Genomic DNA, 22,752 nt, shown 5'->3' on the forward strand with positions numbered 1-22,752 from the left:
CGTCGGCAAGCACACCACGATTGGCCGCATCATTACTCGAGTCGAAGAGGCTCAACACGATAGAGCACCCATCCAGACCGTCGGCGAGAATTTCTCCCGCCGCTTCGGGCCTACTTCGTTCATTGTCTCGATGATTACGTTGACGATCACCAGAGATGTCCGCCGCGCAATGACCATGCTGCTGATCGCGTGTCCCTGTGCAGTGGGACTGGCCACGCCGACCGCAATCAGCGCCGCGATCGGCAACGGCGCCCGCCGTGGCATCCTCATCAAGGGCGGATCGCATCTCGAACAGGCAGGCCGGGTCGATGCGATCGTGTTCGATAAAACCGGGACTCTAACCGTCGCCCGCCCTGTGGTCACCAATATCGTTGCCATAAGTAAAGATTGGGAGCCAGAGCAGGTGTTGGCCTATGCGGCCAGCTCAGAGATCCACTCTCGGCATCCACTGGCCGAAGCGGTGATTCGCTCAACCGAAGAGCGCCACATCAACATCCCGCCGCACGAGGAGTGCGAGGTGCTGGTGGGCCTGGGCATGCGGACCTGGGCCGACGGTCGAACCCTGTTGTTGGGCAGCCCGTCGCTGTTGCGCACCGAAAAGGTAAAGGTGTCGAAGAAGGCAGCGGAGTGGGTCGACAAACTGCGGCACCAGGCGGAGACTCCGCTGCTGCTCGCGGTGGACGGGACACTGGTGGGGCTGGTCAGTCTGCGTGACGAAGTGCGGCCTGAGGCAGCCGAGGTACTGACCAAATTGCGAGCCAGCGGTATCCGACGGATCGTCATGCTAACCGGGGACCATCCAGACATTGCCGAGGTCGTCGCCAACGAGCTAGGCATCGACGAGTGGCGCGCCGAGGTGATGCCCGAAGACAAGCTCGAGGTGGTTCGCAATCTGCAGAAGGAAGGCTACATCGTTGGCATGGTTGGGGACGGCGTCAATGACGCCCCAGCGCTAGCGACCGCCGATATCGGAATCGCCATGGGCCTAGCCGGAACCGACGTCGCCGTCGAGACCGCCGACGTGGCACTAGCCAACGACGATCTCAACCGCCTACTCGACGTGCGGGACCTGGGCGCCCGGGCAGTTGATGTGATCCGCGAGAACTACGGGATGTCCATCGCCGTCAATGCGGCCGGGCTGCTTATTGGGGCAGGCGGGGTACTCTCCCCCGTGCTGGCCGCAGTTCTGCACAACGCATCATCGGTCGCGGTGGTGGCTAACAGCTCCCGGCTCATCCGCTACCGTCTAGGCTAACACGGTTAGGGGCTCAGCAACCACAGTTGTGGCCACGCCAAGCTCGGATGCCCTGCCACACCGCTACGGCGGCGATGGCCAGGCCGATCGTGGGATCAACCCACCAGCCGTCAGGCCCGCAGGCGGTGATCGCCAGGCCGATCAGCACCCCGGCGGCCTGGGCGGCGCATAGATAGTTCTGAGTGCCTTCGCCCTCGGTGGCTGCCGATGCCAGCCGGGCACCCACCTGATGATTGGCCCACCCAAGAATCGGCATCAACACCAAGGCGAGGACCGTTAACCCAATGCCGATTACCGACGCCTCGGCGTGGTGCTTGCCGATCAGGTCACGGATAGATTCGACAACGATGTAAGGGGCAGTCAGCCAAAACGACACCGCCACACCACGTTGTGCGCACCGCTCAGCGGTCTCCGACGCCGTGCGAGCGCCTGTGAAACGCCAGAGCACCATCGCACTGGCCAGTCCTTCAGATCCGCCACCGAGCGCCCACCCGGTCAATGCGACGGACCCGACTGCCAAACCTTGCCACAGCCCAACGGCACCTTCGATGAGCAACACGGCGAGGCTGACCCAGGCCAGCCACCGCGCCCACCGAGCGCTCCGCTGCCACCCGGCATCACGCATGGAGGTGCCGCAATCGACATGAGCAACTGATCCGACCAAATCGCCAACCGTGCGGGAAATCATCTGCATCCAGCGATGCTAAATGCCGTTTTCCCTACATGCGTTTTCAATTGTACTCACCGGCAGCTGTATCGCTGCACCAACGGACGCCGGCCACAGATGGGTGATTAATGTAACAATGACTACAAGCGCAGTAGATGAAGGGAACACGGATGGAACGCACCGAAAATGACACCTGAGACGCGGCGACAAGCGTGGGTACTACTGCGCCTAGGGTGGTCGCGGGACAGGCCAGGGCCACCAGGGATACCCTGATATTGACGACCGGTTTATATAACCGCTGGTATGGGCGGGTCGGCATCGATTTTTTTACTCGATGAGCGATCGACGAACTCAGCTCCGCTGCGGTCGATATCCTCGGCGTCCCCTAGAGCATGCAGCGGATGACCGATATGCTGGTAGTGCGTACTCGCTACATCCATGCATTTTTCGACGACGCCATGGTTTACCAAGGCACCTGGAACCCACTAGGCGGCCATTATGGCCTCTGGCCTCAATACTCTCGGCTATCAACTTGCCTGGCCGACAGGGATGGCGGTACGCGAGATCGACCAGCTGCGAGTCATCGCATTCAAGAGCACCACACTAACCGTGCTCGGTACTGCTCCGACGACTGACCTTCGGGCGATGCCAATCATCGACCTCCGCCACGACTGACCAGCGGCACTGCACCAAGCCGGCTTCGACCCGGGACGCCCTCCGTGCGGCTCGCCAAGGTCCTGCTCGCCTATCCTGTCCGCCGCAGGCACAGGATCGCTTGCTGGATGATATAACCGCGTTCCGCTCAGTGCCGACGATAGTAGATTTGGTAACGGATACGTTCCTCAACTCCCCAGATGCCATACAGGCGTTGGAAACCGCGAATCGAAAGGGGATACGAACACGGCTTGGACGCCGTGCTCAACAATCTGGGCTACCCCGGCGAGCGCAATGACGTCGCAATCTACCTAGACGTGCGCGGCTGGAACGTGACAGGCACGCAGCTAGAACAGCTATTCGCCCATAACAGATTACCGATTCCACCTACAAAAGAAAAACCTGCTTCAACAGTTTTCGCTAGTACACTACTCCACCGCGGTACTACACCTAGGAGCCGATACCTAACTAGAAACAGACTCCACCAGATCAAGCTAGGAGGAGTACGTCGATGCTAAACAACAACCCCGCCAAAACACTTGACGGCTTTCAGATACTCGATTTCACTCAAAACGTGGCCAGGCCGTTCGCCGGACAGACGCTGGCATAGCTAGACGCCGAAGTCATCAAGTAAGTATTGAAGCGGCCTACCAGATCATCACAGTACTGCCCAGACACCCACCGCTGACGACATAATTTTCTGTCCAACAACCGCGGCAAGAAGTCGGTAACGGTGACCTTGACTAACGACGAAGCCAAACAACAGATACTGCGCCTCACCGATACCACCAATGTCGTACTGGACGGTTTTCGGCCTGGGGTTATGGAGCGAATATGCTTGGGCTCCAACGACTTCCAGTCGCGCAACCCCAAGTTGATCTACATACGCTTGACGGCATTCGACGGCAACGGCACACACAGCAACCGGTTAGGACATTGATCTGCTAGTCGCTACCAAGGCCTATATTACCACCGGAATGCCCGCGCCGGACAGCACACCACAGATCATCCTGTTGCAACTCGTCGACAACTCCAGTCAGCCACGTGCTTGGTCCAAGCCGTACTGGCGGAGCTGCTCAACCGCAAACAGCACGGGGTATCCGACACCGTCCCAGTCGCGGTCTACGACGTAGTGATAGTAGCACAGATCAACCAATTAACAATACATCTCAACCAGAAGGACAGCACCCGTACAGCCGCCAAGCCAGCGCCGAAGCAGGACCCGGAAGCTAAGCAACCAAGATAGTTAGCTTTTCCAGCCAACCATCGGACGCCTTCTGAGCCACCGACGGATACGTTGTGGTCAGCGCTTATGCGCCCAGGAACTGGCAGAAGATGTTCCACATCATAGGCCGACCCGGTCTTATTAACGACGAGCGATCCAGGTACCAACGCGCTTGAGCGGTCAACTACCCCGAGTTGACCGACGAACTTCAAGCAGCACTGGCCGCCAAGACCGTTGCCGAATGGGTTGAGCTGCTACACCAGCGCTCTCTCATGACCTGCCTGGCCTACACCGGAAGCAGGCCGCGTCGACACTCCTTTTGTTCGCGGAGAACGACCTCACTCTGCACATCGGCAGCGGTGGCCCGCAGACTAGAGCTACAACGGCGATCCGCATACCAGCCCGCTACTCCAACTTCAACGCCGTTGTCACCGACAACCCGCAGGCCACGGGGCAGCACCACGACGTGTTTCTGATAGCACCACAGGACGATTCGTGACGATCCACGCCTTAGGGCTTCAGCTTGACTACCCGGTCGTTGCCACGGTCGGCGACGTAGACGGTCCCGTTTTTGTCCACCGTGACTGCCATGGGAGTGTTGAGGTCGTTAAACGGCAGCACGATCGGAGTGTTCGACCCAGCCGGCAATTTCACCACCTGGCTATTGTCGTGTTCAGTGACGTAGACGTCGCCGGCGGTATCCACCGCAATACCCCAGGGCACCGTGACGCCGGTGAACGCCAGCACGGTCTGGGTGTTTGTCCCGACATTTAACTCCAACACCCGGTTATTGTCGGTGTCGGCGACATAGACATTGCCAGCGCTGTCCACCGCGATACCATCGGGGTTCCTCAGACCGGCGAACGGCAGTACAGTCTGCACGGCGGACCCGGCTTCGAGCTTGACAACCCGGCTGTTACCCCGGTCGGCGACATAGACATCGCCGGCAGCGTCCACCGCAATACCCTCGGGGTAATTAAGATCAGAAAACGGCAGCACAATCTCATGGCTTGACCCGGCCGCCAACGACACCACCCGGTTGTTGAAATCGGTGACATACACGGTACCTGCGGCGTCCACAGCCAGCCCTTGAGGCTGATAGAGACCAGAAAACGGCAGCACCGTTGGGGTACTTGACCTCGGCGCCAACTTCACCACCCGCCCATACATGACTTCACTGGCGACATACACGTCACCAGCCTTGTCTACCGCCACCCCACCAGGAGACAAACGAAAGTCGATACCATTGAACGGCAACACGATTTGCCCGGTCGCCTGCCCAGACGACGACGAGAGGCGCGATTTCAGAACCTGCGTGATACCGATGGCGGCGACAAGCACGACCACCGTAGCACCGGCGGCGATCCATCGCATGCGTTTCCGACGGAGCCAAGAAAAGTCTGGGTCGGGCACAACGAGTGGTTGGCTAACCGTTGGTGGTCCAGCAAGACTGGCAGAGTACGGCGGCCCAGTTGGACGCCAACCGCCACCGCTGCTGTCGGTAGTTACTGGACGAGCCATGATCACCTCGCCGGGCAACTGCGCTGAAGCAACCATTGATCTGGAGTCGGTGCCCGAGCCCGGGTAATGGGCACAGCCAGCGTTGCCAAGCAGAGTCGCGTTGTCGCCGCGCTGCAGAATCGTGGCTTCCTGGTGCTGCTCGGATGCGTTCAGCGCCCAGTGGGCGGCTTTAGCCAGATCACCCGCGGTGGCATAGCGCTCTATAGGGTTTTTGGCCATGCCTTTAGCAATCACCTCGTCGAACACCGCTGGAACCATTCCCATTCGCAGTTGGCAGTGCTGCAGATCAGGCTCGAGCAGATGCGCGGCAACCAGTCGTTCGACGGTGTCGGCATAATAGGGCGGCGATCCGACCAAACACTCGCCCAACACGCAGGCTAGTGCATAGATATCAGCACGGTAATTGACCTCGCTGCCTGTGAACCTCTCCGGAGCAATGTAGTTGGAGATGCTGCTCTGAGTCGGACCGGTGTCAGACACGGCACGTGCAATCCCGAAATCCACCAGGTAAGCAAAGTCCTTGTCGGTGACCAGAATGTTTTCCGGTTTGACGTCGCAGTGTGTGACGCCGTTCGCGTGTGCAGCATCCAGCGCAGCTGCGATTTGGCGAACGATTGCCACTGTTCGCACCGTGCTCAGCGGACCGTACTGTGACAACATGATGCGCAGCGAAACGCCGTCAATAAGGCGCATCTCCACATAGAACTGCCCGTTGATCTCGCCGTATTCATGGATAGGAACGATGTGCGGCTCGGTCAAACGTCCCGCCGTGTCAACCTCACGTTGCATACGCGCATGAAATTCCGAATTGTCGGAGTAATACTGCGGTGAGATCAGCTTCAGCGCCACCACCCGGCGCTTACGCGTGTCTTCTGCTTCATAGACCTCGCCCATACCGCCACGACCAAGCAACCGCATCAGCTGATACGGCCCAAACTGCGACCCTGCCCGCGTAATAGCGTCACTCACCGTCGACGCTCCCTTCCATTGGCCGCCAATTCCGACTCTCCCAGTCCCGCTGCGTCGAAACCGGTGTTTACCACGCGGTAAATCCCCAATAACCGGGCTACAATAAAGTTGCGCAACACGAGACCTCTCTGCAGGTTCGTCGATGGACCTTCCAAAGTTACTAGAGCCCTATGAAATTGATAGGAATGGCTACTGTCCGGCATGTACATGTACAAAGAATCCGGTCCGGACACGCAAATTAAGCGATAGCATTCACCGCTGCTGCCAGTTTAGATTGGAACGAGCTCGGCAGTGGAATCGACCCATACTGCTCTAAACCATCTTGGCCCGCGCCAATTGCGGCCTCCATAAACGCCTTCACCGCCGTGCCGGTGGCAGAATCCGGATACGTCGAGCAGACGACCTCATAGGTTGCCAACACGATCGGGTATGCACCGGGCTGGGTCGGTTTGTAGAACGACGACGTATCCAACACCAAGTCATTGCCCTGCCCCACGATTCTGGCCCCGGCAATCGTCTTGCCGACGGAATCGATAGTAATCGACACCGGATCCGGACCCGCTGACGTGATGATCTGGACCATATCCAACTGCTTACCCACAGCGAACGACCACTCGTTGTAGGTGATCGACCCGTCGATGTTCTCCAGGGCCCCCGATGTGCCATTGTTTCCCGCGGCACCGACACCGACGCCCCCGTTGAACGTCTCGCCTACACCCTTACCCCACGCACCGTTAGATGCAGCATCAAGGTATTGCTGGAAATTGTACGTGGTGCCGGACTTGTCGCTGCGAAAGATGACGTGGATGGGTATTGATGGCAGCAGGGTTCCCGCGTTGAGCGCGGTGATCGCCGGGTTGTCCCACGTGGTGATGCTGCCGTTAAAGATCTTTGCCGTGGTGGGTCCGTCTAACTTTAACGACGCCACGCCGTTGATGTGGTAAGTGACCGCGATCGGGCCAAACACCGTCGGCAGATCCCACGCCGGCGAACCGCAGCGTGCCGCCGCGTTCTCGGTCTGACCCGTTGATGGATCCAACGGGATATCAGACCCCGCCAAATCGGTTTCGTTGTTGATGAACTCCGTCACCCCACTGCTGGAGCCGTTTGCGTTGTAATCCAACGTATAGCCTGGACAGGCCCGGACATAGGCGTAGACAAATTGCTCTATCGCGTTCTCTTGGGCGGTCGATCCGGCTTCCTTAAGCTGTCTCTTACCGCCGCAGTGCACCGACACCAGCGAAGTACTGGATCCAGATGACGAGGTGATGGTGTTGTTGTTCCCACACGCCGTTAATATCAGCGCGCTGACAGCCAACAGACTCCGTACAACGCCAGATCGGGTGGACTTCACGGAACTCCTTTCACGAGTCAAGACGACGAACGCACTTATTCCGCCACCGTAGATTTGTGTACATACAAGCCTGGCCAATTAGGAGCAAGATTTAGAGGCGCCTTTGAAGATTTTCTGGAAAGACTAGAAGAGTCTAGCCGCAGCGGTGCAAGTGAGCAGATACTAAGCGGGTTTTTGCAGATACCTATAAGCTAGCCTGTGTGACGACGTGCGCGGGGTCGCGAAGTAACTTCGGTGGGATGTTGATGAGCCCTGAACAGGTTGACGCTCAAACGGTACCCCGAAAACTGGTGCTGCTGATGCTGTTCCACCTGCCATGGCGACGGTGAACCTAACGTTCGTTTTCGCTGCCGCATGGGGCTGATATTGTAGCTTATCAATCCGTTGCCAATGTCAATCTTGGATAACGTGGTTGTCGGCGTGCGTACTCACAAGATGGTGCCGCGCAAAGAATTCAAAAACGTTACTGAAGCCCGGCTGGCCGAGGTTGGGTTTTAGGATGTGGTCAAGGATCGGCTTGGTGATTCACCGTCCTGAATCTCCGGTGGTCAGCAGCAGTTGTTGTGTCTGGCCCGTGCGCTTGTCAAAGGGACCGGAGGTGTTGTTGTTTAACGCACCCACTTCTTCACTGAACTCGACCACGACCAAAAGATCGAGTAGCTCATTCAACCATTGGCCAATCGGCTGACCGTTATCGTGGTGACCTATTATCTTGCCCAGGCCACCCGGATTGATCACCGGACGGAATTATTTATCGACGATAAACTGATCCAAGAAGAACCCACCGAACAGCTGTTCCCATCACCCAAACAGGCCGAAAAGGTCCGTTCAATCTCCGGACTGTTCGGCGACCGCAGACTCCTCGGTGCCAGAAAACAGCAAGTCAGAACCACAGCAGCAGATGACGGAAACCCGGCATAAACCGGCAATGGCAATAGATAGGGTCAGCTGTGTGATGGCTCGCTTACGTACGTTGTTGGCTACTGTACTACTGATCTTGGGTGGCAGCCTGCGGTTCGAACGCAACAAGTGGTTCGTCGAGTCCCAAGGCCGGCCGGTAACGTCGCCACCGCGCTCGCGCCGTCGAAGGCCACGTTGTCAGAGACCGGCAGCACATTGCTTAAAACCCCTCTATAGAATCTATGAGGTCCAGCCTACCAAATCGAAGTACCTAAACGTCACGATCACCGGTCAGGAACTGGGATCGCGCAGGTCACTGCCGGAGCGGTCGACATCAGCGCCTCCGACCGCGTGGTCCGTCATACGGTGACATGGCCAACGCACAAAGGATTGATGAAACATCGCGTTAGCCCATTCTGCCCAGCAGATCAAATACAGCCTGCCCAGTGCCAGTGATCAACTCAAACTGAATTGAACCGTATCGAGGGGTAGGTACCAGGGCGCGATCAAAACCTGGAACAACCCGGAGAGCGCCGCCATTCAACCCCTACTTAAACCTGCCTGACACCGCTGCCATTGCACTCCACCGTTCCGAGAGACCGAGTAATACTTTACTTGCTCACCCAGTATCTGGCCAAGCAAGACCCCGACACGGCTGGGGTAAGTCGTCCAGCTTCGACACCACCGTCGACTTACCGGCCGTGCCGAGCGTGCTGGGTGAAAACGGCAAAGGGAGCATGCTGACTGGCTGTTCCGAGACTCCCGGCTGCGTCGCCTACATCGGCATCAGCTTCCTCAACCACGCCAACCAGAAGGGACTGGATGAGGCCCAGATGAGCTCGCCCAGTGACAGTAAAGTCGGTCTCCGGGCAGAACCGCGACCTGGACCGGATAATACCTTTAGACGAAGGCGGCCAACACTAAATTTGGCTTTAGACGGCTAACGCCAGTATACAGCAGCCTTGCTGGTTCGGAGTTCGCCGCGTCCACCGCGTAAACCGGCTGTATCCGTGTTGTTGCAACACCCGTAATGTTACCTCAAGGAATTCAACCTCGCGCGGCGACTACGGTTAGAAGTTGGCAGCACGATCAGCCATCTCGATCACACCGCTCACCGTATAGCTGTGCGGACAGTACAACCTTGTACTGCACCGCTTTGCTTTTTAGGACCTGCGGCCAATTAGTCTGCCCGGGATTGGGCATGCTCGACCTGGTTGTGATTGCCTGTCAAGCAGGCGGTTTCGCTGGGCCAAACCTATATTGGGATCAACGCAGCAATGCCCGCGACATCACCACACGCTGAATTTGATTGGTGCCCTCATAGATCTGGGTAATCTTGGCGTCACGCATGAACCGCTCAACGGGGAAGTCGGTAGTGTAACCGGCGCCGCCAAACAGTTGCACGGCGTCAGTGGTGACCTCCATCGCGACGTCGGAGGCAAAGCATTTCGACGCCGCTGAGATGAAGCCCAGATCCGGCTCACCGCGCTCGGCACGGGCAGCTGCAGTGTAGACAGTCAGCCGCGCCGCCTCAACTTTCATCGCCATATTGGCAAGCATGAATTGAACAGCTTGGAAGGTGCTGATCGATTCGCCGAATTGCTTGCGATCCTTAGTATAAAGGACAGCAGCGTCCAACGCGCCCTGCGCAATGCCCACGGCTTGGGCCCCAATCGTGGGACGCGTATGATCCAACGTGGCCAGCGCTGTCTTGAAGCCAGTGCCGGGCTCACCAATAATGCGATCACCGGGAATGCGACAATTCTCGAAGTAGAGCTCAGTGGTTGGTGACCCCTTGATCCCGAGCTTCTTTTCTTTCGGACCGATACGAAACCCCTCATCGTCCTTGTGCACAACAAACGCCGAGATGCCGTTGACACCCTTGTCCGGATCGGTCACCGCCATCACTGTGTACCAGGTCGACTTGCCGCCGTTGGTAATCCAGCACTTGGAACCATTGAGAATCCAATCATACCCGTCGGCTTTGGCACGGGTCCGTATAGACGCGGCGTCACTGCCGGCTTCGCGCTCACTCAATGCGTAGGACGCCATCGCCCCCTCCGCCACCAACGACGGCAGCACCTGCTTCCTGAGCTCTTCCGAACCGCGCAGGATAAGGCCCATAGTGCCAAGCTTGTTAACTGCAGGAATCAACGACGCAGAAGCGTCGACGCGCGCTACTTCTTCGATCACGATACAAGCCGCGACCGAGTCCGCACCTTGACCTCCGTACTCCTCAGGGACGTGGACAGCGTTGAAACCGGATGCATTCAGGGCGGCCAGTGCCTCCTCGGGAAACCGAGCACGCTCGTCCACATCGGCGGCGTGCGGAGCGATCTCTTTTTCTGCCAACGATCGGATCACTGCTCGCAATTCATTGTGTTCTTCTGGCAACTTGAACAAATCAAACGACCGTTTTCCGGACCACCCAACCATCACGACCTCCTTTTAGTCTGACGACGATGCGGACCACTCACGGTCCGAGGTAGAGGCACACCCCCAGAGGGAAGCACCCCCACCCACGTGCGGGGGAGAATCAGAGAATTCGACATTAGTCGCCAGTCAACTTACCCTGAAACCGCTGCACATCCGCATCCTTGGTCCGTACGGTATCGGCCAACCGATCGGAGAACGCGACCAGCTGCGCTCGAAGCTGCAAGTCCGACGATCCCAAAATGCGCACCGCCAACAAACCCGCGTTGCGAGCGCCGCCGATAGACACTGTGGCCACCGGAACCCCCGCTGGCATCTGCACAATCGACAGCAACGAGTCCAGGCCATCGAGCCTGGCCATCGGCACCGGCACCCCGATCACCGGCAACGGAGTCGCCGAGGCGACCATTCCAGGCAGGTGAGCGGCACCGCCGGCACCGGCAATGATCACCTCAAGGCCGCGGTCTGCAGCACCGTGCGCATAGTCGAACATCTCAGCGGGGGCGCGATGCGCCGACACCACCCGAACCTCGATCGGGATATCAAACTCCACCAGTGCATGGACCGTATCTTGCATCACCGACCAGTCACTGTCGCTGCCCATGATCACTCCGACCCGGGGCTGCCTGGTCATGTGCGCCGCTCCTCCTTATCGCTTCGCTCTTTATCGTCGCTGGCGCGGTGGGAGTCCCACCCGTCCGTCCACTGCCCATGTGATAGCCAATGCGCCGCCAGCTCAGCGCGCTCACGCAGCTTAGTTGGGTCCTTCAGGTCTTTGTCGGTGCCGCGAAAATTGATGTGCCCGACCTTGCGGCCAGGCCGCTCAGCCTTGTCATAGAGGTGCACCCGGGCATCGGGCATCCGTGCAAACAGATGGTGCAGCCGTTCGTCCATAGTCATAGCGCTCAGCGCCGGCGGTTGGAGGGCACCTAGTACGTTAACCATCACGGTCACCGGCGCGGTAGCGGCGGTCTCGCCAAGCGGATAGTCCAGCACCGCACGCAGATGTTGCTCGAACTGGCTGGTACGAGCACCATCCATGGTCCAGTGTCCGGAGTTGTGCGGGCGCATTGCAAGCTCGTTAACCAGCAAAGCGCCGTCGGTGGTTTCGAACAGCTCGACCGCGAACACACCGACCACGCCGAGTTCAGCGGCCAACCACAACGCCAGCCGCTGCGCCGCCACGGCCAAGTCGTCGGCTAAAGTCGGGGCCGGTGCAACCACCGATACGCAAATCCCGTCCCGTTGCACCGTCTCCACGACCGGCCAAGCCGCACCCTGGCCGAACGTCGAGCGCGCTACCAGCGCGGACAATTCGCTACGCAGTTCCAATCGCTCCTCAACCAGCACCGGCATTCCATCGGCCAAATATCCGACGGCAATCTCGCGGGCGTGTGCCAGATCGCGGACCATCCGCACCCCCTGGCCGTCATACCCCCCGCGGACCGCCTTGACCACCATCGAGGCATCTTTCGAACCCGCCAGGCGCTGCGCAAACGCGTCGATTTCGGCCAAGTCGTCCACGCTGTCTAATGCCACGAAGCGGGGCACCGCGGCTCCCAGCGCCGCCAATCGTCGCCGCATGACCAGTTTGTCTTGAGCGTGTAGCAGAACGTGCGGCGGTGGTGCCACATTGATGCCGTCGGCCACCAGCTTGTCCAACAGTTCAGTCGGGACATGCTCGTGGTCGAAGGTCAACACATCGGCTCCGGTGGCGACACGGCGCAAGTCTTCAAGATCGGTGTGCGAGCCGATCACTACGTCGGGAGTAACCTGCGCGGCAGGTTCGTCGGCGGCGGTGGCCAATACCCGCAGGTTCTGCCCCAGCGCTATCGCGGCTTGATGAGTCATCCGGGCAAGTTGACCACCGCCGACCATAGCAACCAATGGGGCAACTCCTGGTGGACGTGTACTTGGCACAGCCATAATGGTGTCATGGCGACGGATAACATATTGACCCGCAGCAACACCTAATCGCTAAGTAGCATTTTGCGTCGATTTTGCGTCAATCCGTACACTGACGTGTTGTGTCCTTTGCCGATGCCACGGTCGCGTGCTTGCCCTCCGTACTCCAGCCGTATGCGCAGCGCCACCACGAACTCATTAAATTTGCCATAGTCGGCGGCACCACATTCATCATCGACTCAGCCATTTTCTACACCCTCAAGCTGACGATTCTCGAGCCCAAACCGGTAACGGCCAAGGTCATCGCCGGCATAGTCGCGGTTATCACGTCCTACGTGTTGAACAGGGAATGGAGCTTTCGGGACCGCGGCGGCCGCGAGCGCCATCACGAGGCACTGCTGTTTTTCGCTTTCAGCGGTGTGGGGGTGCTGCTGAGCATGGCGCCGCTATGGTTCTCGAGCTATGTGCTGCAGCTACGGGCACCCACGGTGTCACTGACCGTGGAAAACCTCGCCGACTTCCTCTCAGCCTACATCATCGGCAACCTGCTGCAGATGGCATTTCGCTTCTGGGCGTTCCGGCGCTGGGTTTTTCCCGAAGCGTTCGCCCGCAACCCCGAAAAGCTCTGGAATCCACCCTTACCGCGGGTGGCGTAGCCGAAGTCTTCGGGGACACCGCAGCGCGCGGCTTCGAAGACGGCAACGTCACCCTGTCGCGCGCCTGGCGCAATCCTCCCGACGCCTAACACCTATTGTCCCGTGTCTCAGCTGAGCGACTCCTTGGACCCTAGGTTGTCAAAAACCTCGTGATACAGCAGGGCATGCACCTGGCGCAGGCGCGGAATGTTGTAGAACTCCAATGGATCTTGTGACGCAGATTCAACAATCAGCGTTCCGGTGCGAAACATCCGCTCAAAAAGCCGGTCCCGAAACTCCACGCTGTTGATGCGCGCCAGCGGAATGTCGATCCCGCTGCGGGCCAGCACCCCTTGTCGAAACATCACCCTCCGGTTGGTGACAACGAAATGTGTAGTCAGCCAACTAAGGAACGGCCACAACGTGAGCCAGCCGACGATCACCAACCAGACGCCCCAAAAGACATCATAGATCACGTTCTTGGCGACCTGCGCCCAGTGCATCGAGTTGATGTACCCGGAACCAAACGCGACCAACCCGGTCGCCAAGACAAACACCGCAGCGGGCCAGATCAAACGCTTCCAGTGTGGATGGCGATGCACGACCACCTGCTCACCGGCGGCCAAGGCATTATCCGGATACCTCATGGTCACGACATTAGCCGTCGTTTGGTCGGAGCCCGCTGCCGTCCGCGCCGAAAATTATAGCTTGGCGCGAGAAAGCGCGACATAAAATCTCGCCAACTATCGGCTCAACGCTAGCGCAAATGCACCACGTCACCAGCAGAAATCACGACAGTTTGCCCCTCGGCCGATCCCTCAGTTTCCAAGCACAATCTTCCTTGTTCATCGATTCCGCGTGCGGTTCCGACCACGTCCTTGCCGCCAGGGAGCTCCACCCGCACACGTGTCCCGAGTGTCAGGCTGCACGCCCGATAGTCGGCCTTCAACTGCGGGTCGGTATTTCGCCACTGGCCAACCCGCGCATCAAGCGCCCGTAACAGCCCGCGCACCAGCTGGTCCCGATCGGGTGTCGGCACGCCGAGATCAAACAGCGAAGTCGCCCCGGGACTATCAACCTCTTCAGGAGCCTGCGTGACGTTTAGTCCCACACCGACGACGATGACTGGCCGGGCGACCTCGGCTAGAATGCCCGCGAGCTTGCCGCCGCCAACCAGCACATCGTTTGGCCACTTGAGGCCGGCGTTGACTCCGGTCGTGTCAATCATCGGGGTCACCGTGTCCACCACCGCTACCCCGGTGGCCAGCGACAACCAGCCCCATGTGGCAACCGGGATATCGGCGACACCCACACCGATTGACATCGTGATCTGTACGCGGGGGCTGGCCAACCAACCGCGACCGTGACGCCCGCGACCAGCGGTCTGGTGCTCGGCAATAAGCACCGCTCCGTCGATGTCGACACCTGACGCTGCCCGCGCCAACAGGTCAGCGTTCGTGGAACCAGTTTGTGCAACAACGTCCAGTTGACGCCACTGGAGTCCCGTCCCAATTAGCTCAGCGCGTAGTGCCGCTGGGTCCAGCGGCAGCTTGAATAGATCACGGTCCAAACTAAATCTCCCTGCCAGCCCAGCGTAACGACCACCACAGCTGTCGATAACATCGACTCCATGGCAAGCGTTATCGACCACTCGGCTCATTCGGCGGAACGCGCTGCCGAGCACACGATCGATATCCACACCACTGCAGGCAAGCTGGCCGAACTGCACAAGCGGACCGAAGAGTCACTGCATCCGGTCGGTGTAACCGCCGTCGAGAAGGTGCACGCTAAGGGCAAGCTGACCGCCCGTGAGCGTATCGATACCCTGTTGGACGACGACTCATTCGTCGAACTCGACGCGCTGGCCAGACACCGCAGCACCAACTTCGGCCTCAGTGAAAACCGCCCGGTCGGCGACGGCGTGGTCACCGGCTACGGCACTATCGACAGCCGTAGCGTGTGTATCTTCAGCCAGGACGCCACAGTGTTCGGCGGCAGCCTGGGCGAAGTCTATGGCGAAAAAATCGTTAAGGTGCAGGAACTGGCGATCAAAGCCGGCCGCCCGCTGATCGGCATCAACGACGGTGCGGGCGCACGTATCCAGGAGGGCGTCGTCTCGCTGGGCCTGTACAGCCGGATCTTCCGCAACAATATCCTGGCCTCCGGTGTCATCCCACAAATCTCGCTAGTTATGGGGGCTGCTGCCGGTGGACACGTGTACTCCCCGGCGCTGACTGACTTCGTGGTGATGGTCGACCAGACCAGCCAGATGTTCATCACCGGACCCGACGTCATCAAGACCGTCACCAGTGAGGACGTCACCATGGAGGAGCTGGGTGGTGCCCATACTCACATGGCCAAGTCGGGTACCGCGCACTACGTCGCATCGAGCGAACAGGACGCTTTCGATTGGGTGCGCGACTTATTGAGCTACTTGCCGCCTAACAACTTCACCGACCCACCCCGGTATGCCGAACCCACTCCGGACGGTTCCATTGAAGACAATCTGACCGCTGAGGACCTGGAGTTGGATACGCTGATCCCGGACTCGCCCAATCAACCCTACGACATGCACCAGGTAGTAACCCATATCCTCGACGAGGACGAGTTCCTCGAGGTACAGGCAGGTTACGCCACCAACATAATCGTCGGGTTCGGACGCATCGACGGTCGACCGGTGGGCATCGTCGCCAACCAGCCCACTCAGTTCGCCGGCTGCCTGGATATCAACGCCTCGGAAAAGGCAGCCCGGTTTGTGCGGACCTGCGACTGCTTCAATATACCAATCGTGATGCTGGTGGATGTCCCAGGCTTCCTGCCAGGCACCGAACAAGAATACAACGGCATCATCCGGCGCGGTGCCAAGCTGCTCTTCGCTTACGGTGAGGCTACCGTCCCCAAGATCACTGTCATTACCCGCAAGGCCTATGGTGGCGCATACTGTGTGATGGGCTCTAAAGATATGGGCTGTGACGTCAACTTGGCTTGGCCGACCGCACAGATTGCGGTGATGGGTGCCTCCAGTGCGGTGGGCTTCGTATACCGCAAGGAACTGGCCCAAGCGGCTGAGAGCGGCGCCAATGTTAATGAGCTACGACTGCAGCTGCAGCAAGAGTACGAGGACACCCTGGTGAACCCGTATGTCGCCGCCGAACGAGGTTACGTCGATACGGTGATCCCGCCGTCGCACACCCGCGGCTACATCGCCACTGCGCTTCGCCTGTTGGAACGCAAGATCGCACAACTGCCCCCCAAGAAGCACGGGAATATTCCGCTATGACAAAACAGATGGAGCACCCGCACGAACCTCATATCGAGATACTCAAGGGCCAACCCACTCACGAGGAATTGGCGGCGCTGATCGCGGTGCTGAGCAGCATCGGTGGTGCATCACGGGCCGAGCAGAGCGAGCACACCCGATGGGGCTTGCCGGTCGACAAGTTGCGGTATTCGGCCTTCAGTTGGCAGCGCATCACCCTGCACGAAATGGCGCATATGCGCCGATGACCCGGCTGGTACTAGGGTCCGCCTCCACCGGCCGACTCAAAGTTCTTCGCCAGGCCGGCATTGACCCACTGGTCGTAGCTTCCGGTGTCGATGAAGATGTGGTCACCAAGAGCCTCGGGTCAGACGCTTCGCCGAGCGACGTGGTATGCACACTCGCCCAGACGAAAGCCATGCAAGTCGCGACAGCTCTGCCCCCCGCGGTCGCAGCCGATTGTGTTGTCATTGGATGTGATTCACTACTCTACCTCGATGGCCGGCTGTGCAACAAGCCGCAGTCCGTCACCAACGCACGGCAACAGTGGCAGTCGATGGCAGGGCGCGCCGGCCAACTCTATACCGGCCACTGCGTTATCCGGCTGTCAAACAATGAAATCGCTTATTCCGTTGATGAAACATCAATAACCACAATATATTTCGGAAATCCATCGGCGGAAGAGCTAGAAGCCTACCTGGCGTGCGGCGAATCGTTACAGGTTGCTGGAGGGTTCGCACTGGACGGACTGGGTGGCTGGTTCATCGACGGCGTCGACGGCGACCCGTCAGCCGTCGTAGGGATCGGACTGCCTTTGACACGGTCACTACTGCGCCGTGTGGGGTTGTCTATCGCCGCGCTGTGGGTAGCCAACCCGGTTATCTAGCATTCGACCGTTACACCTTCGCCGCAGTCCTCAGCGGCGTTAGTTGGTATCTGCGCATAGTCACCAACAACATCGGGATGAGTAGGCTCTGAGGTATGTCACTACCCATAGATCCGAGTCCTTCCCTGTCGGCTTACGCCCATCCCGAACGACTAGTCACAGGCGACTGGCTGTACTTCCATTTGGGTAAACCCGGTCTGTCTATCGTCGAATCTGATGAGGACGTACTGCTTTACGACGTCGGACATATTCCAGGCGCGGTGAAGATCGACTGGCACACAGACCTCAATGACCCAAGGGTGCGTGACTACATCACTGGCGAGCAATTCGCCGACTTGATGAACCGCAAGGGCATCGCCCGCGACGACACCGTGGTAATCTACGGTGACAAAAGCAACTGGTGGGCGGCCTATGCGCTATGGGTCTTTACCTTATTCGGCCACCCCGACGTGCGACTACTCAACGGCGGGCGGGATCTATGGCTTGCTGAACGCCGGGATACCAGCCTGGTCGTACCGACCACAACATCGACCGCCTACCCCGTGGTAAGTCGCAACGACGCGCCTATCCGCGCATTCAAAGACGACGTGTTAACCACCCTCGGCACCCAGCCACTGATCGACGTGCGCTCTCCTGACGAATATACTGGCAAACGCACCCACATGCCCGATTACCCCGAGGAAGGTGTGCTGCGAGCCGGCCACATCCCCACCGCTAGGTCGATCCCGTGGGGAATGGCAGTTGACGAAAGCGGTCGATTCCGTAGCCGCGAACAATTGGAACAGCTCTACGATTTCTTAAACTTAGACGACAGGACCATCGTCTATTGTCGCATCGGCGAACGATCCAGCCACACATGGTTCGTGCTCACCCATCTGCTGGGCAAATCGGGAGTGCGTAACTACGACGGGTCATGGACTGAGTGGGGGAACACCGTACGAGTACCGATCGCTGTAGGCGAAAGCCCAGGAGACGTACCCGTCTAATGGCCGTTTCATGAGTATGCCCACGCCCTTGGCTGAAGTGGTGTCCTACTTCGCCGAAATCGAGGGCCAAGACAAGCTGAAACTGTTGTTGGAATTTGCCAATGAACTTCCCGTGCTACCATTTGACCTCGCCGAAGCTGCGATGGAGCCGGTGCCAGAGTGCCAATCCCCGCTTTTTCTGCACGTCGACGCACAGGACCCAAACCGGGTGCGCCTATACTTCAGCGCGCCTGTCGAAGCACCGACCACCCGTGGGTTCGCGGCTATCTTAGCAGCCGGCTTAGACCAACAATCTACTGCCGCCATCTTAGCAGTACCCGACAATTTCTATACCGACCTGGGCTTGGCGGCTCTGATAAGCCCGCTGCGGTTACGTGGAATGTCGGCGATGCTTGCCCGGATCAAACGTCGACTCCGGCAGGTCGGTTAAATCCCCACCACCTGGTCGCACCGCCGACGCGGCGCTTAGACTTCCCCCGACACAGTTGTAAGAAAGTCTCTTAGAGATACCGCCAAACAGGAGGCGCAGTGGCCAGTCACGCCAGCTCGAGGATCGCCAAGGTTCTCGTTGCCAATCGCGGCGAGATTGCTGTCCGGGTGATCCGCGCGGCCCGCGATGCGGGGCTGCCCAGCGTGGCGGTGTACGCAGAGCCTGACGCCGAGGCGCCGCATGTGCGGCTGGCTGACGAAGCGTTCGCGCTGGGCGGTCAAACTTCCGCAGAGTCCTACCTGAACTTCGGCAAGATTCTCGACGCCGCTGCGAAATCCAGCGCCAACGCAATCCATCCTGGTTACGGGTTCCTGGCAGAAAATGCCGATTTCGCCCAGACCGTCATCGACGCCGGCCTGATCTGGATCGGGCCCAGCCCGCAGTCGATCCGCGACCTCGGCGACAAAGTCACCGCACGCCATATCGCCGCCCGCGCGCAAACACCGCTAATGCCCGGCACCCCGAATCCGGTCCGCAACGCCGACGAGGTGGTGGCCTTTGCCAAAGAGCATGGGGTGCCGATCGCGATCAAGGCCGCCTTCGGCGGCGGCGGCAAGGGCATGAAAGTGGCCCGCACCCTCGAGGAAATTCCCGAGCTCTACGAATCGGCGGTGCGTGAAGCCACTGCCGCATTTGGCCGCGGGGAATGTTTCGTGGAGCGCTATCTCGATAAACCCCGACACGTCGAGGTGCAGGTGATCGCCGACCAGCACGGCAACGTCGTTGTCGCCGGTACTCGGGACTGCTCTCTGCAGCGACGTTTCCAGAAGCTGGTCGAAGAGGCGCCAGCGCCGTTTCTTACGGACACCCAGCGCAAGGAAATCCACGAATCCGCGAAGCGGATCTGCAAAGAAGCCCACTATTACGGCGCCGTGACCATCGAATACCTGGTCGGTCAGGATGGCCTGATCTCGTTCCTGGAGGTCAATACCCGCCTTCAAGTTGAGCACCCAGTCACCGAAGAGACCGCGGGCATCGACCTGGTTCTGCAGCAGTTCAAGATCGCCAATGGTGAGAAGCTCGAGCTGACCGAGGATCCCTCACCACGCGGTCACGCCATCGAGTTCCGGATCAATGGCGAAGACACGGGACGCAACTTCCTGCCTGCGCCGGGGCCTGTGACAAAGTTTCATCCACCCGCCGGCCCCGGCGTGCGGGTGGATGCCGGTGTCGAGACCGGCTCGGTGATTGGCAGCCAGTTCGACTCCATGCTAGCCAAGTTGATCGTGCATGGGGCCACCCGACAGGAGGCACTGGCGCGCGCCCGACGCGCATTGGACGAATTCGAGGTCGAAGGCCTTGCCACGGTTATCCCGTTCCACCGCGCAGTGGTACGCGACCCAGCGTTCATCGGCGATGACAATAGCTTCTCGGTACACACCCGCTGGATTGAGACCGAGTGGAATAACACCATCGAACCTTTCCCCGGGGGTCATCTCCTCGACGAAGAGAACATCCGGCCGCGGCAGACGGTAGTCGTCGAGGTCGACGGCCACCGACTCGAGGTCTCGTTGCCCGCCAATCTCGTGTTAGCCAACGGAGCCGGCTACGACCCCGCTGGGAGCATCCGAAAAAAGCCCAAGCCACGCAAGCGAGGTTCGCACATCGGCGCGGTAACCTCCGGTGACGCAGTAATCGCGCCCATGCAGGGCACCGTGGTGAAGGTCGCCGTTAAGGAGGGGCAGAAGGTCCGCACAGGCGATCTGGTGGTGGTCCTCGAGGCGATGAAGATGGAAAACCCGGTCATGGCGCATAAGGACGGAATCATCAGTGGGCTAACGGTCGACACCGGCGTGGCCATAACCCAAGGAACAGTGCTCGCCAAGATCAAGTAAGGCAGCTACTCCAGCTGATCCCGCAGCCGCACAAGCGATTTAGCAAACAACCGGGACACATGCATTTGCGAGATGTCAACCCTCTCAGCGATCTGTGTTTATGCCGTCGACTCGAAAAACCTGATTACCAACACCATTCGTTCCCACTCAAACAGCACATCAAGCAGTGGACGTAGCGCCTCCCGATTTTCGATTCATTCAAGGCCGGCGTTCAGGTCACCCAACGTATCAACGATAACGCTGGCGTCGCCGCCCACCGAGCTCTCGACGACCTCGTCGCGTTCCATACCAAGTGCGCTGGCGAGTTCGGATGCAGGTGGGTGTCCGACCAAGCTGTTGTCGCGGAAGTAACGTCGGACCTCTCCCACGATTGTAAGCAACACAAACAAAATGTAATACGACCTAGTTCCGGTGTCGAAACGCACTATCGCGTTGACCAATCCAACTCGCGCGACCTGAACCAAATCATCACGTGATTCGCTTCGGCCTTGGAACCACCGGGCAATGTAGTCAGCCAGCGACAAGTGACGCTTCACTACCTTGTCCGGCTGGCGGTGAAACTCCGCTGAGTCGCTGGCGTCTGCTCCACCCACATCAATCACCTGACTCCGAAAATCCTCGACATCGACGATCTATACAGATCGGATGACTGCGCTCGGTATCACCATGCTTGATGCCATCCAGTACCCGCCCCACAGCGGCATACTCAATGTGCTATTATGCCAGAACTCGTTTCGCGGACTCGCCGAGTCGAGCTTGTTCCACTAGTACTGTCCAGGGCTGTAAGCCGCCCTCACCCAGGGACAACTTCGAGTGTAGTTCGACGAAGTCAAGGCGCGCGGTGTCGCACCGACGCCGCACCACCATAAATGCTACGATGCTGTGATGGCAGTTGTTGAACTTGCCGCAGTGTGGAGCCATATATTTCCCACAGACCGATTATAAGGATGACCGCCCAAGGAGCTACCTACTATCCGTCGATGGCGACCCATCAACCTAGATTATCTACGAGGATTTCCTGCGCCCGCAGCTGGCATTTTTCGGTCCAGCTTGGATCGCGATACCCCCACTGGGGACGCCACCGACAGTTCCGGTTACGACACGGGTGGTTAGCTGGGGCTATCGGCCATTATATTCACAACCTGTACGCACTACATGAAGCGCTTTCCAAGGTGGCACCCCGGTCAAACGTGTCGACCCGCACCTACAAAACGATGCAGAGCCAAGCGATACGTGCGGAGCGGCGCAAATGGCCACTTACAAGTTGTTCACCCGGTTGAACAAGGCCCGCACAGGGATCAGTAGCTCAAGTTGAACTCACTGTGACGGTGCCTGGTATGGCCAATTTTATGAACAACACCATCTAGCCCGACGGCGAGGCCCGTCTGGTCGACCTGATCGAACCACACAGCTCACCCATCGTGTTTGCCAACTTGCGCCGGATCGCAGAGCGACTTGCCAAACAGTCCACGCTAAACTATGTGATGTCTTGCCGGCACCATCTGCTATCCCCCAGGTTCCCGATGACGCACCCGGGGTACCTGTTGGCCTGGTGCCAGGCGTTCGGTGCTCCTCCGGGTAACTATGCCGCGCTCACTATGACTCGGTGAGCAACGAACAGTGCGCTCAGATCGAAGACAGCATCAAACCCGAACAGCTCAAGGCGGTGGTGGCGACCTCGAGTCTGGACTTGAACATCGACATGGGCACGGCCAATTCACCTACCCGGCCAACCCCTAATAGCACGGCACTGCCTTGACCCACCTGCAACGGTGAGA

14 protein-coding genes and 8 pseudogenes are annotated in these 22,752 nt (G+C 59.0%); 13 read left to right on the top strand and 9 right to left on the bottom strand.

Going from position 1 to position 22,752, the window contains the following annotated elements; translation table 11 throughout:
• A pseudogene (ctpC, locus tag MUBE_RS10255) lies at positions 1-1,255 on the top strand (manganese-exporting P-type ATPase CtpC); the annotation flags it as partial.
• A 13-nt stretch (positions 1,256-1,268) separates the two neighbouring features.
• Here ctpC and MUBE_RS10260 read toward each other — a convergent pair.
• On the bottom strand, positions 1,269-1,880 hold the full coding sequence (locus MUBE_RS10260) for a cation efflux transmembrane domain-containing protein (RefSeq protein ID WP_116540495.1): 612 nt from the start codon (positions 1,878-1,880) through the stop codon (positions 1,269-1,271).
• Between the two features lie 540 nt (positions 1,881-2,420).
• Here MUBE_RS10260 and MUBE_RS18100 point away from each other — a divergent pair.
• On the top strand, positions 2,421-2,597 hold the full coding sequence (locus tag MUBE_RS18100; RefSeq protein ID WP_243632992.1) for a class I SAM-dependent methyltransferase: 177 nt from the start codon (positions 2,421-2,423) through the stop codon (positions 2,595-2,597).
• 490 nt (positions 2,598-3,087) lie between these two features.
• Positions 3,088-4,300 (top strand): annotated as a pseudogene (locus MUBE_RS10270) (CoA transferase).
• Between the two features lie 11 nt (positions 4,301-4,311).
• Here MUBE_RS10270 and MUBE_RS10275 read toward each other — a convergent pair.
• Together MUBE_RS10275 and pstS are read right to left on the bottom strand one after the other, a co-directional pair.
• The gene (locus MUBE_RS10275) at positions 4,312-6,291 is read right to left on the bottom strand and encodes a serine/threonine-protein kinase PknD (RefSeq protein ID WP_116540452.1); all 1,980 of its coding nucleotides are present in this window, start codon (positions 6,289-6,291) and stop codon (positions 4,312-4,314) included.
• A gap of 238 nt (positions 6,292-6,529) precedes the next feature.
• Complete coding sequence (pstS, locus tag MUBE_RS10280; RefSeq protein WP_116540453.1) at positions 6,530-7,645, bottom strand: phosphate ABC transporter substrate-binding protein PstS; 1,116 nt, start codon at positions 7,643-7,645, stop codon at positions 6,530-6,532.
• A 378-nt stretch (positions 7,646-8,023) separates the two neighbouring features.
• Here pstS and MUBE_RS18105 point away from each other — a divergent pair.
• Positions 8,024-8,566, top strand: a pseudogene (locus MUBE_RS18105) (ATP-binding cassette domain-containing protein); the annotation flags it as partial.
• A gap of 1,245 nt (positions 8,567-9,811) precedes the next feature.
• Here MUBE_RS18105 and MUBE_RS10290 read toward each other — a convergent pair.
• The 3 genes from MUBE_RS10290 to MUBE_RS10300 form a co-directional block, all read right to left on the bottom strand.
• Positions 9,812-10,981, bottom strand: a complete 1,170-nt coding sequence (locus tag MUBE_RS10290; protein WP_116540454.1) for an acyl-CoA dehydrogenase — start codon at positions 10,979-10,981, stop codon at positions 9,812-9,814.
• Positions 10,982-11,096: 115 nt separating this feature from the next.
• Positions 11,097-11,612 (bottom strand): 5-(carboxyamino)imidazole ribonucleotide mutase, encoded by a 516-nt coding sequence (purE, locus tag MUBE_RS10295; protein WP_116540455.1) that lies wholly within the window; start codon positions 11,610-11,612, stop codon positions 11,097-11,099.
• Positions 11,609-12,907, bottom strand: a complete 1,299-nt coding sequence (locus MUBE_RS10300) for a 5-(carboxyamino)imidazole ribonucleotide synthase (RefSeq protein WP_116540456.1) — start codon at positions 12,905-12,907, stop codon at positions 11,609-11,611. The genes purE and MUBE_RS10300 overlap by 4 nt, the downstream gene beginning before the upstream one ends.
• 98 nt (positions 12,908-13,005) lie before the next feature.
• Between MUBE_RS10300 and MUBE_RS10305 the strand changes: the two are divergent.
• Positions 13,006-13,692 (top strand): annotated as a pseudogene (locus MUBE_RS10305) (GtrA family protein).
• Here MUBE_RS10305 and MUBE_RS10310 read toward each other — a convergent pair.
• Positions 13,647-14,165: a PH domain-containing protein gene (locus tag MUBE_RS10310; RefSeq protein WP_116540457.1), complete on the bottom strand. Its 519-nt coding sequence runs from the start codon at positions 14,163-14,165 to the stop codon at positions 13,647-13,649. The pseudogene MUBE_RS10305 and the gene MUBE_RS10310 overlap by 46 nt on opposite strands.
• A 110-nt stretch (positions 14,166-14,275) precedes the next feature.
• Positions 14,276-15,088 carry a biotin--[acetyl-CoA-carboxylase] ligase gene (locus MUBE_RS10315; RefSeq protein ID WP_116540496.1) on the bottom strand — a complete coding sequence of 271 codons (813 nt, stop codon included), beginning with the start codon at positions 15,086-15,088 and terminating at the stop codon, positions 14,276-14,278.
• Between the two features lie 60 nt (positions 15,089-15,148).
• Between MUBE_RS10315 and MUBE_RS10320 the strand changes: the two genes are divergently transcribed.
• The 6 genes and pseudogenes from MUBE_RS10320 to MUBE_RS10345 all read left to right on the top strand — a co-directional run bounded on the left by MUBE_RS10320 (position 15,149) and on the right by MUBE_RS10345 (position 20,974).
• Positions 15,149-16,798, top strand: a complete 1,650-nt coding sequence (locus tag MUBE_RS10320) for an acyl-CoA carboxylase subunit beta (protein WP_116540458.1) — start codon at positions 15,149-15,151, stop codon at positions 16,796-16,798.
• An 8-nt stretch (positions 16,799-16,806) separates the two neighbouring features.
• Positions 16,807-17,025: pseudogene (locus tag MUBE_RS10325) on the top strand (acyl-CoA carboxylase subunit epsilon); the annotation flags it as partial.
• Positions 17,022-17,663, top strand: a complete 642-nt coding sequence (locus MUBE_RS10330; protein ID WP_116540460.1) for a Maf family protein — start codon at positions 17,022-17,024, stop codon at positions 17,661-17,663. The pseudogene MUBE_RS10325 and the gene MUBE_RS10330, both read left to right, overlap by 4 nt.
• 95 nt (positions 17,664-17,758) lie before the next feature.
• Entirely contained in the window at positions 17,759-18,649 is an 891-nt protein-coding gene (locus MUBE_RS10335) for a sulfurtransferase (RefSeq protein WP_116540461.1), read from the top strand.
• Between the two features lie 10 nt (positions 18,650-18,659).
• On the top strand, positions 18,660-19,079 hold the full coding sequence (locus MUBE_RS10340) for a SufE family protein (protein ID WP_116540462.1): 420 nt from the start codon (positions 18,660-18,662) through the stop codon (positions 19,077-19,079).
• Between the two features lie 98 nt (positions 19,080-19,177).
• Positions 19,178-20,974 carry an acetyl/propionyl/methylcrotonyl-CoA carboxylase subunit alpha gene (locus MUBE_RS10345; RefSeq protein ID WP_116540463.1) on the top strand — a complete coding sequence of 599 codons (1,797 nt, stop codon included), beginning with the start codon at positions 19,178-19,180 and terminating at the stop codon, positions 20,972-20,974.
• A 5-nt stretch (positions 20,975-20,979) separates the two neighbouring features.
• Here the strand turns inward: MUBE_RS10345 and MUBE_RS10350 are convergent.
• Positions 20,980-21,576, bottom strand: a pseudogene (locus MUBE_RS10350) (sigma-70 family RNA polymerase sigma factor).
• A 720-nt stretch (positions 21,577-22,296) separates the two neighbouring features.
• On the opposite strand from MUBE_RS10350, the pseudogene MUBE_RS20380 reads away from it, so the two are divergent.
• Both MUBE_RS20380 and MUBE_RS15915 read left to right on the top strand, forming a co-directional pair.
• Positions 22,297-22,435 (top strand): annotated as a pseudogene (locus MUBE_RS20380) (hypothetical protein); the annotation flags it as partial.
• Between the two features lie 95 nt (positions 22,436-22,530).
• Positions 22,531-22,691: pseudogene (locus MUBE_RS15915) on the top strand (DEAD/DEAH box helicase); the annotation flags it as partial.
• Between the last annotated feature and the right edge of the window lie 61 nt (positions 22,692-22,752).

Origin of the sequence: Mycobacterium uberis (assembly GCF_003408705.1) — a bacterium.
GTDB classification, from domain to species: Bacteria; Actinomycetota; Actinomycetes; order Mycobacteriales; family Mycobacteriaceae; genus Mycobacterium; species Mycobacterium uberis.

Bases quoted from the DNA above. Each gene is read 5' to 3' on its own strand.
- MUBE_RS10260 (WP_116540495.1), bottom strand. From the start codon at position 1,880: ATGCGTGATGCCGGGTGGCAGCGGAGCGCTCGGTGGGCGCGGTGGCTG.
- MUBE_RS18100 (WP_243632992.1), top strand. From the start codon at position 2,421: ATGGCCTCTGGCCTCAATACTCTCGGCTATCAACTTGCCTGGCCGACA.
- MUBE_RS10290 (WP_116540454.1), bottom strand. From the start codon at position 10,981: ATGGTTGGGTGGTCCGGAAAACGGTCGTTTGATTTGTTCAAGTTGCCA.
- purE (WP_116540455.1), bottom strand. From the start codon at position 11,612: ATGACCAGGCAGCCCCGGGTCGGAGTGATCATGGGCAGCGACAGTGAC.
- MUBE_RS10310 (WP_116540457.1), bottom strand. From the start codon at position 14,165: ATGAGGTATCCGGATAATGCCTTGGCCGCCGGTGAGCAGGTGGTCGTG.
- MUBE_RS10320 (WP_116540458.1), top strand. From the start codon at position 15,149: ATGGCAAGCGTTATCGACCACTCGGCTCATTCGGCGGAACGCGCTGCC.
- MUBE_RS10330 (WP_116540460.1), top strand. From the start codon at position 17,022: ATGACCCGGCTGGTACTAGGGTCCGCCTCCACCGGCCGACTCAAAGTT.
- MUBE_RS10335 (WP_116540461.1), top strand. From the start codon at position 17,759: ATGTCACTACCCATAGATCCGAGTCCTTCCCTGTCGGCTTACGCCCAT.
- MUBE_RS10340 (WP_116540462.1), top strand. From the start codon at position 18,660: ATGAGTATGCCCACGCCCTTGGCTGAAGTGGTGTCCTACTTCGCCGAA.